4 protein-coding genes, 1 tRNA gene and 5 pseudogenes are annotated in these 8,567 nt (G+C 67.0%); 5 read left to right on the top strand and 5 right to left on the bottom strand.

Annotation, left to right across the window (positions count from 1 at the left end):
* Window positions 1–132: 132 nt before the first annotated feature.
* Window positions 133–206: transfer RNA gene (locus ABZ939_RS12790), tRNA-Met, on the bottom strand.
* Between the two features lie 1,189 nt (window positions 207–1,395).
* Between ABZ939_RS12790 and ABZ939_RS12785 the strand changes: the two are divergent.
* Window positions 1,396–1,562 (top strand): annotated as a pseudogene (locus tag ABZ939_RS12785) (PhzF family phenazine biosynthesis protein); the annotation flags it as partial.
* A gap of 134 nt (window positions 1,563–1,696) precedes the next feature.
* Here ABZ939_RS12785 and tnpA read toward each other — a convergent pair.
* Window positions 1,697–2,102 (bottom strand): annotated as a pseudogene (gene tnpA / locus ABZ939_RS12780) (IS200/IS605 family transposase).
* Between the two features lie 26 nt (window positions 2,103–2,128).
* Between tnpA and ABZ939_RS12775 the strand changes: the two are divergent.
* The 3 genes and pseudogenes from ABZ939_RS12775 to ABZ939_RS12765 all read left to right on the top strand — a co-directional run.
* Window positions 2,129–3,106, top strand: coding sequence for an RNA-guided endonuclease TnpB family protein (locus ABZ939_RS12775; protein WP_361852590.1), 978 nt, complete (start codon window positions 2,129–2,131; stop codon window positions 3,104–3,106).
* 15 nt (window positions 3,107–3,121) lie between these two features.
* A pseudogene (locus tag ABZ939_RS12770) lies at window positions 3,122–3,343 on the top strand (zinc ribbon domain-containing protein); the annotation flags it as partial.
* A gap of 63 nt (window positions 3,344–3,406) precedes the next feature.
* Window positions 3,407–3,967, top strand: a pseudogene (locus ABZ939_RS12765) (PhzF family phenazine biosynthesis protein); the annotation flags it as partial.
* Window positions 3,968–3,994: 27 nt separating this feature from the next.
* Here the strand turns inward: ABZ939_RS12765 and ABZ939_RS12760 are convergent.
* The 3 genes from ABZ939_RS12760 to ABZ939_RS12750 form a co-directional block, all read right to left on the bottom strand.
* On the bottom strand, window positions 3,995–5,167 hold the full coding sequence (locus ABZ939_RS12760) for a lanthionine synthetase C family protein (RefSeq protein WP_361852588.1): 1,173 nt from the start codon (window positions 5,165–5,167) through the stop codon (window positions 3,995–3,997).
* Between the two features lie 4 nt (window positions 5,168–5,171).
* Window positions 5,172–6,785, bottom strand: coding sequence for a hypothetical protein (locus ABZ939_RS12755; protein WP_361852585.1), 1,614 nt, complete (start codon window positions 6,783–6,785; stop codon window positions 5,172–5,174).
* Window positions 6,786–6,847: 62 nt separating this feature from the next.
* Window positions 6,848–7,045, bottom strand: coding sequence for a hypothetical protein (locus ABZ939_RS12750; protein ID WP_361852584.1), 198 nt, complete (start codon window positions 7,043–7,045; stop codon window positions 6,848–6,850).
* Window positions 7,046–7,727: 682 nt separating this feature from the next.
* Between ABZ939_RS12750 and ABZ939_RS12745 the strand changes: the two are divergent.
* Window positions 7,728–8,555 (top strand): annotated as a pseudogene (locus ABZ939_RS12745) (IS5 family transposase).
* The last annotated feature ends 12 nt before the right edge of the window (window positions 8,556–8,567 follow it).

Here is an 8,567-nt window from a genome sequence, read left to right as displayed (position 1 = left end):
CTTGGTGCGGGGCCTCCCTGGGTGGCTGAGCCGCCAAGAGGCGGTCTGGCCGGGAGGCATCTCATGCTTCACGTTCGGGGGAAGAAGGCGGTCGGGCCCGCCGCACCATGTGCGACGGGCCCGACTCCATCGTGGCCGAGGCGGGATTCGAACCCGCGACCTCTGGGTTATGAGCCCAGCGAGCTACCGACCTGCTCCACCCGGCGACCTCCACCGTAGAACACCAACAGCGCCCCGAGCGAAGGAATTTCATCCGCCCGGCCAAGCCTCAGGGCAATGTCACAGCATGGGGAAGACCGGCACTCGGCGGTTCTCGCGCACGGGGCGATCGGGGTCCTTCGGCCGCCCTTGTACGCATAAGGTGGGCGGCTGCGGGCCATAGCGAGCTGCCCGGCCACAAGGGTGAGGGCCTGGAGGAGGCCGACTTCGAGCGGATCGGAATCGAGCCCGTGATGGCCTGGCAGGCGCTCCCGCAGTTCGAAATGGCCTGCGTGGCGATGCTCAACTCTCCCCGGGTGCGCCGCGAGGTGCCCAGTCGCGAGGGATCGCGGGCCGCGCTCGCCCGAGTCGCGGTGCTGTCAGATGAGCCGTTCAAGCGCCTCGCGTACGCCGCAAGGCGCCGGCAGACGCCGTCGCCTGCTGCCGCGACCAGGCCGGGATGGTGCCCACCACCGGCTCCTTCAACCTGGTCGGCGCCGGCGGCGAGTGGATCTGGAACGAAGGCAATCCGGCGTCGATGCCCACCAGGATCCGGCGCCGTTCGGGAAGGACATGGCGCACGCCTTCGGAATGCCGTTAGTCGAGCACCAGGTCCACGAGGGGGCGTGGAAGGCGGTGGAGTACGGCGTGCCGGGCGCAGACCTGCTTTCCCCGCTCGTTCGTACGCTTGCCCAGTCGCTGGAACCGTTGCCCCGGACGCGGTCCTTCAGCGGCTGCCCGGCCCGCCGGCGGAGCCGCACCGGCTGCAGATGGATGGGCTAGGCCGGCTCCTGCACCGCTTCCCCGCCTTTCACCAAGCGGAGCCGGGCCAGTGACAGCTCGGCCGCAGCAACGTGCAGGACACGGGCAGGACGGACTTCAACGTCCGGACGCGCTTGGGGAGTTGAGGAATTCCCGCCTGCAGGCGCGTGCTCATGCGATTTGGTCGGCTGGCCTGCAGAAAGAGTAGGCCCAGCAGGGGCATAGATGACCTACGCCAAGAAGAAGTTCGCCCCCGGCCGCCCACCACCGTCACCGCGGTCGCAGACGTTCTCGCTGCTGGGGCTGCTGACGACCCCTGTCGATGGTGCACCGCCGTCTTGACCGCGCCCGCGGGTAAGTCGGGTCGGGCACGGAGCACGGTGACAGTCCCCGTACTCGGGGAACCATCTTGGGGCTGGGCGCCGTTCCCCCGGCATGAGCCCCGTACGGGAAACCCCCGAGGTCCTGCGTTACACCGCCTCCGCCGACGATCCCGAGGGAGGCAATCCTGCGGAATCGTTCTCGACGCCACGGGCCTCAGCGACGAGGAAATGCTGGCGGTCGCCGCCGAAGTCGGCTACAGCGAGAGCGCGTTCCTGACGGCGCCGTTCGCGGGAGCGGGCTCGGGCGCGTCGGACGTCGGGCGCGCGTACACCATCCGCTACCGGGTCTAATCGCAGTGCATCGGGCTTTAGCCCGGTGGTGAAGCGATTTGAGAAGTACTCTGACCCGCGGGCTAGAGCGGACGATTCTGCTGCTCGATGTACTGACGGACGATCGACAGCGGAGCCCCACCGACCGACCCGGCGAAGTACGAGCCGGACCACAGGCGTTGTGCCCGCCAGGAGTGCCGGGTACTCCTGGCGGAGCCTGCGGGAGCTGACACCCTTGAGTGAGTTGACCAGCTTCGACAGCGCCACCTTCGGTGGGAAGTTCACCAGCAAGTGCACGTGGTTGTTCTCGCCGTTGAAGTCCACCATCTCCACTTCGAAGTCCTCGCAGACGGCGCACATGATCTCCTCCATCCGCTTGAGATGCGCGTCGTTGAAGACCTTTTGCTGGTACTTCGTCACGAAAACCAAGTGGGCATGGAGTGCGAAAGCGCAGTGTCTGCCTGCACGGATGTTCTGCGTGTCAGCCATAAACCAACTGCAGTACAGTGATCGGCATGCGGCTCCGGTACTCTTTCCGCCTCTACCCGAACGGGCCTCAGCGCAGTGCGCTGGCCCGTGCGTTCGGGTGTGCGCGGGTGGTGTACAACGACGCGCTTCGGGCCCGTGAGACCGCCCGCGCAAGCGGTGGGGCATTCATGAAGACTGGTGACCTTTCGAAGCTGCTGATCACCGAGGCGAAGAAGACCGAAGAACGGGCCTGGCTCGGCGAGGTCTCGGCCGTGGTGCTGCAACAGTCCCTCCGGGACCTCGACACGGCGTACCGGAACTTCTTCGACGGGTTGAAGGGCAAGCGCCCGCGCATGGGCTCGCCCCGGTTCAAGAGCCGGAAAGACAACCGGCAGGCCGTGCGGTTCACCGCCAATGCCCGCTGGAAGATCACTACCGGCGGGGACCTGTCGTTGCCGAAGATCGGCAACGTGCGAGTGAAGTGGTCCCGCGCTCTGCCCTCGACCCCGTCCGCGGTGACCGTGGTCAAGGACGCGGCCGATAGGTACTTCGCGTCGTTCGTGGTCGAGACCGAGCCCGAGACGCTGCCCGAGACGGACGCCGTGGTCGGCGTCGACCTCGGCCTGTCGCACTTCGCGATCCTCTCCGACGGCACGAAGATCGACAGCCCCCGCTTCCTGCGCCGGGCGGAGAAGAAGCTAAAGAAGGCACAGCGGCACCTGAGCCGGAAGGCGAAGGGCGGCAAACCGGACCAAGGCCCGAATCAAGGTCGCCCGCACCCACGGCGCGGTGGCCGACGCTCGGCGCGAGTTCCACCACCAGCTCTCAACGAAGATCACCGTGAGAACCAAGCGGTTGCCGTTGAGGACCTGGCGGTCAAGGGTCTCGCTCGTACGCGTATGGCTAAGTCCGTGCACGACGCCGGATGGTCGGCGTTCGTCGCGATGCTGGAGTACAAGGCCGCCCGGTACGGGCGTTCCTTCCACCGCGTCGGCCGCTTCGAGCCGACCTCTCAGGTCTGCTAGGCCTGCGGCGTCAAGGACGGCCCCAAATCCCTGAACGTCCGCGAATGGACGTGCGGGGCGTGCGGAGCTGTCCTTGACCGGGACATCAACGCGGCGGTCAACGTCGCCAAGGCCGCCGGACTGGCGGCATCAGCCTGTCGAGCGCGGGTAAGACGGGGACCTGTCCCCGCACAGCGCGAAGAAGCAGGAACCCACCGAGACGGTCAGACGACCGTGGTAGGAATCCCCGGCCTTTAGGCCGGGGAGCGGAAGTCAATTCAGCCCCAAGGCGGAGGTGCGGAGGTGCCCTTCTGCGGTCACAGCACGCGGGCCGGGACCGTGCTGGTCACCGTGACGCCGGAGGGTGGGACGCTGCGGGCCACCCTCACCAGCGTCGAGCCGCACATCGAGGAGGTCGCGGCCGAGGACTTGGCCGAGGCGCTCGCCGCGCTCGACTGGCCGGCCGGCGACCTCGATCCCGCCCTGCCTCCTCGCATCGCCTTCGCGGGCGCCCGCCATCTGATCCTGGCCGCCGCGACCCGAGAGCGGCTGGCCCGCCTGGCGTACGACTTCGCCCGCCTGGAAGCCCTGATGCACCGGCTCGACCTGACGACGGTGCAGTTGGTCTGGCGCGCGTCTGGGGAGGTCTTCCACGTCCGCGATCCGTTCCCGGTGGGCGGTGTGGTGGAGGACCCAGCAACCGGGGCGGCGGCCGCCGCCTTCGGTGCGTACGCCCGTGAGCTCGGGCTCGTGCCCGAGGCGACGGTTCTCACCCTCCACCAGGGGGAGGACATGGGGCGCCCCGGCGTCCTGACGGTGGAACTGCGGGCGGGCGACCGGCGGATCAGAGTCGGCGGCGCAGGGACCCGTATCCCGGCCTGATCCAAACGACAGACCCCAAGGAGTGTCTTAGATGTCCATGTCGACGAAGGCGCGATCTCCTGCGTGGAGGAGACGGGACAGAAACAGGCCGATGCCCGCCGATCCGGTCGCGTAGTCGTGCGTGATCCTGGAGAGCGCTCGGCCGGGAAACGCAGTGCCGTCTTCGGTCTCGATCCTGAACCACTGGATCGTGTCGGCGATCATGAAAGCCTTGCCGCGGTACTGCTCCTCACCGGTGAACCGGTACATGTCCAGCATGAGTTCGCCGATTCCGGCGAGACCTTCGAACAGGCCGGGTGTGTAGGAGTACCTGATAAACGTGTCGTCGGCGACACGCCGGGCGAGGACGCCGTAGCGCTCGATGCCGAGCAGGTGGTGGAAGCGGATCAGGACGCTGCCGACGCCGGCGCTGCCGTGGATCCAGTACGGATACACGACGGTGTCGTCCTGGAACCTCGGCCACTGCATCCCCACGCCACTCTCGCGCACATGGTTCAGGTCGAACTCCAGGGCGCGGAGCGCGCAGGTGCGGTACCGGGCGTCGCCGGTCCGCGTGTACAGATGGAGAAGGAAGAGGGCGATCCCACTTGCGCCGTAACCGTAGCCGTAGTGCACGAGGTCGTCCTGACGGCGCCGCCAGTACGATGTCGCGCCCTCCTGTTCGGCTGACTCAAGGATCGAATCGCCCGCCCGTACCGCGTGATCCAGATGGACCTGGCTGCCGGTGGTGGCGTGGAAACGCAAGGCGGCTGATCCCCACCCCGCGGCTCCCAGGAGCACGCCCGGTTCCTCGAACAGCAGCGGGGACTTGTACGCCATTTCCATAACGGACTCGGCCCGGTCCTCAAGGCCGAGACTGTGGAACGCCCAGGCGATGCCTGCCAGTCCGACATACAGGCCGGGCGGGTAGGTGTCGGTGGACAGCGGTTGCCTCAGCAGCCAGGAGGTCACGTCCGCCGGCAGCGCGGCCGTCGGCGTGGTGGCACGGAGAAGAAGCGCGGGGCCGCAGGCGCCGTAGGCGAGACTGAGGGGGTTCGTCGCGAAGACCGTGTAGTCGGACGGCCACAGGCGGTCGGTGCGCCCGTGGTCGGCGGTACGCAGCAGCGTGTCGGCGATACCGCGGAGAGTGCGTCGTACGTCGGCCTCGGTGCCTGCCTGGGCCCCCCGCCTCGCGGGGGCGTCGGTTACCGCAGTTCGCATGGTGTCACCCGGTTTCCCATTCGGCCAGGACGGACTTCGCCTCTTCCACCGCACCGGCCGTGAGGCAGGAGACGACGGATTTCACAGGGGCGGGCAGGCCCAGTTCCACGAGACTGTCGAGCATGCGGTCCTGGGCGACGGGGTTGAGGCCGAACAACGCGGTCGCGGGGAGGGCGCAGCTGTAGAGGATCATGGCGGTGGCGTACCAGTCGTCACGGGGAAGAAGTCTGTCGCGGGATGACCGCTCCGGGTGCAGGAATCCGGGTGTGCCCCATCGAGCCCCGTACGCCAGCATCTCGGCCATGTCGTCGTCACGGGCAGCGCTTTCGAAGTCGATGAACCACATGTGGAGCGTCCCGGGGTCGATCAGGACGTTGTTCGGGGAAAGATCGCCGAGCACCACGCCTCGTGCGTGGACCTCCTCGACCATCCGGATCAGCCGCGCGGCGACGTCCCTGAACTTCGGTGCGAACTGCTCCACCCGACCTTCCCGGTGGATGTACGGAGCGAGGATGACCTCTTCCCGCGCCCAGAAGTCGTGAAAGGCGACACCGTCCACCCGTTCTTCGACCAGGAAGGTGTGCTCCCATTCCTGGAACAGGTCGACAGGCCGGGGAACGAACGCCAGCCCTTCCAGGTGTCGCAGTACGTCGTACTCGTGACGCAGCACGTCGACCGCGTCCCAGGTCCGGTCGCCGCTCGTGAAGCAGTTGGTGAGACGACGGGCTTCCTTGACGACGACGGGCTTGAGGGTGTGCTGATCCGTGCCGTGATAAACACCGCCGGCGTTGGAGAAGGTCATCGCGCCCTCGATGAGAAAGCGGTCCTTCAGGAGGGTGGCGCCGGTGCCCGCTGCTGATGCCTGGCCCGTGGCGTCGTCGCCCTGAACATCGTCGCCGTCGGCTTCGTCGACGTGGGCGTCGTCGACGTGGGACTGCTCGCCGGGCTCCTGACCGAACGGGTCGCTGACCCACGCGGGCAGGTGAAAGTACGGCAGACGCTGATCGGCCACGTGCTCGCCGGAGGGCGACACAAGAAAGCTGCTCTTCGTGCCGTCGACGTTGAGCCGCCACGCGGGCCTGAACCCTCCGTACCGGTAGAAGATGACCTTACTGTCGCGGTAGCGGCGGTCCGAAAGGATGTACGGACCCTCGGCCGGCTCGTCTCTCGTCCGCTGGTACAGGCGCTCGATCAGTTCGGTGAAGGCATCCAGGCCAGGTGGGTAGATCGTCATGAACTTGCCCGAGTAGCCACGTTCCTGCGTCTTGGAGTTGATCAGGCGCAGCAATACGGGGTCGGCGGCGGCCTTGAACTCGACGTCGTGCTCCACGCACACGGGCACCACGAGTTCGAAGAGCCGCAGCGCATGCGCGGGAGTGGAAGAGACGTGGATCTTGAAGCCCTGTGCGGGCAGCGTCGTGTTCCGCCCTCGAGTCCCACTCTTCACCCGGGCTTGGAGCCAGACGTCGCCGCGCTCCAGCACCCACGTGTCCGGCAGCAGCTGCCGAAGGGCGTTGTAGTGGTCGGGAGTGATCCGGTAGCGCGAGAGCGGTTCGTAGTATTTAGGGTCGACAAAACCGTAGAGATGGTGAGCGGCCATGGCTCCGAGACGGTCCATGGCCGCTCACCCGCCGAGGCCTGGTGAACGGCCTCCGCAGACGTGGGTTCGCGTAGGTGTCATCAGACGGGGTGGCATCCGATGCTCAACGCGCTGCAGCCATTGGAGATGGTGCTGTGGAACGCCGCCAGTTCAGTCGTGTGGCCGCCGCTGGTGCTCAGCCCCTGCAGGCCCAGTACGCGGTTGACCTCTGCGGCGGCTCGCTGCAGTCCCGCCCGCGCCTCTTCGAGCGTCGCATTCTGCTTGTTGTCCTTGGCCATGAGTCCTCCTCGCTCCTGCAAACCGTGCCACTCGCCCGCCACGCGGCCGAAGGCAGCACATACGGCCAGGGAAGCCCCAACCTGGGCGTACCGCCAGCGCAAGGAACCATCCCTCCGTACGAGCATCGGACCCACGGCCTATTGGACCTGCACAAACACCGGTACGTCAGCACCCCACGCGGCCTGCTCCGTGCGGGTGCATCCAGTGGCAGCCAGCAGGAAGGCGCTACGACCCCAGGCCGCAGCCAGGAGAGTCGCACCCGTGCGACAACGTGCGGAAATGTCATCTCGGTTGCACACCTTGATGAACTTGCTGCATGAAGACCGTTCGCCGCAGGTCCGACGCCGTCGGGGAGATGCCGTCGGCCGGGCCACCGACGCCCGGGCCTGGAGGGCCTGCGCCGGGATGCTCGACTTCGACTCCCACCGGGGCAGTCTCCCAGCCGGTACGGTGCGAAGGCAGCGACATCGAGGAAGGCTGCGCCACCAAAGTCCCCTGGGACGAACTGCACTCCGTCTCCTCCACGTCCGAGGTCGCGTCGCGCCGACGGCCCTCCGCCGGACGCCGTCTCGACCACTCAAGGAGACACCTCGACCTCAGGCCTCTAGGGCGCGTATCGAGTCGTGATCAATTTGCGGGATGTGCCTTCGTGGCACGGTCCGGTGCGATAGACGGTCTTACGTGACGCGAGTGCAACTGACTGATCCGAATTGGGAGTTCATCGAGCCGTACCTGCCGATCGGCGAGTACGGCCCGTACCCCGAGCGACTGCGGCAGCAGTTCGAGGGCGTGATCTGGCGGTTCAAGACGGGCGGGCAGTGGCGGGAGATGCCGACGGAGTTCGGCGCCTGGTCGACCGTCCACAACCGCTTCCGGCAGTGGTGTGACGCCGGAGTCATCGAGGCCCTGCAGGAGGGCCTGATCACGGAAGCCGCGAAGCGGGGTGAGGTGGACCTGTCCCTGGTCAGCATCGACTCCACCACCGCGCGGGCCCACCACGACGCTGCCGGGATGTACCTGGGTCAGGACGTCGTTATCGCTCTAGAGAAGGCCGCCGCCGAGGAGAAGACCAGGTCAAAGGGGGCGGCTGCGACGAACAAACCGGGCAGGACACCGAAGACGATCCCGAGCGGGAAAAGCGACGGCGTATCCGGCGTCGGCGGAGCCGGACGCGGTCGCCGGGGACAAGGCGTACTCGTCCCGCGGAAACCGCGCCCACCTGTGCAAACGCCGTATCAAGGCGGTCATCCCGAAGAAGGGTCAGGCCGCCAACCGGAAGAAAGAAGGGCTCCAGAGGTGGCCGACCCGTCAGCCACGAGGCCGATCTCTCCAAGGAGCGGAACACCGTCGAACGCCTGATCAACAAGCTCAAAGCATGGCGAGACATCGCCACCCGATACGAACAAGACTCCCGACAGCTACCTCGCCGGTCTCCACCTGCGCGCCTCGATGATCTGGACCAAGGACCTCACCAGGACCACCGATGATCACGACTCGATATGCCCCTAGGTGACGCGCTGA

Source organism: Streptomyces sp. NPDC046712 (assembly GCF_040645695.1).
Classification (GTDB): Bacteria; Actinomycetota; Actinomycetes; order Streptomycetales; family Streptomycetaceae; genus Streptomyces.
This window is presented reverse-complemented; position numbering and strand designations above follow the sequence as displayed.

What these genes read in the sequence shown, in the direction of transcription:
- ABZ939_RS12775 (WP_361852590.1), top strand. Translation starts at nt 2,129, where the DNA reads ATGCGGCTCCGGTACTCTTTCCGCCTCTACCCGAACGGGCCTCAGCGC.
- ABZ939_RS12760 (WP_361852588.1), bottom strand. Translation starts at nt 5,167, where the DNA reads ATGCGAACTGCGGTAACCGACGCCCCCGCGAGGCGGGGGGCCCAGGCA.
- ABZ939_RS12755 (WP_361852585.1), bottom strand. Translation starts at nt 6,785, where the DNA reads ATGGACCGTCTCGGAGCCATGGCCGCTCACCATCTCTACGGTTTTGTC.
- ABZ939_RS12750 (WP_361852584.1), bottom strand. Translation starts at nt 7,045, where the DNA reads ATGGCCAAGGACAACAAGCAGAATGCGACGCTCGAAGAGGCGCGGGCG.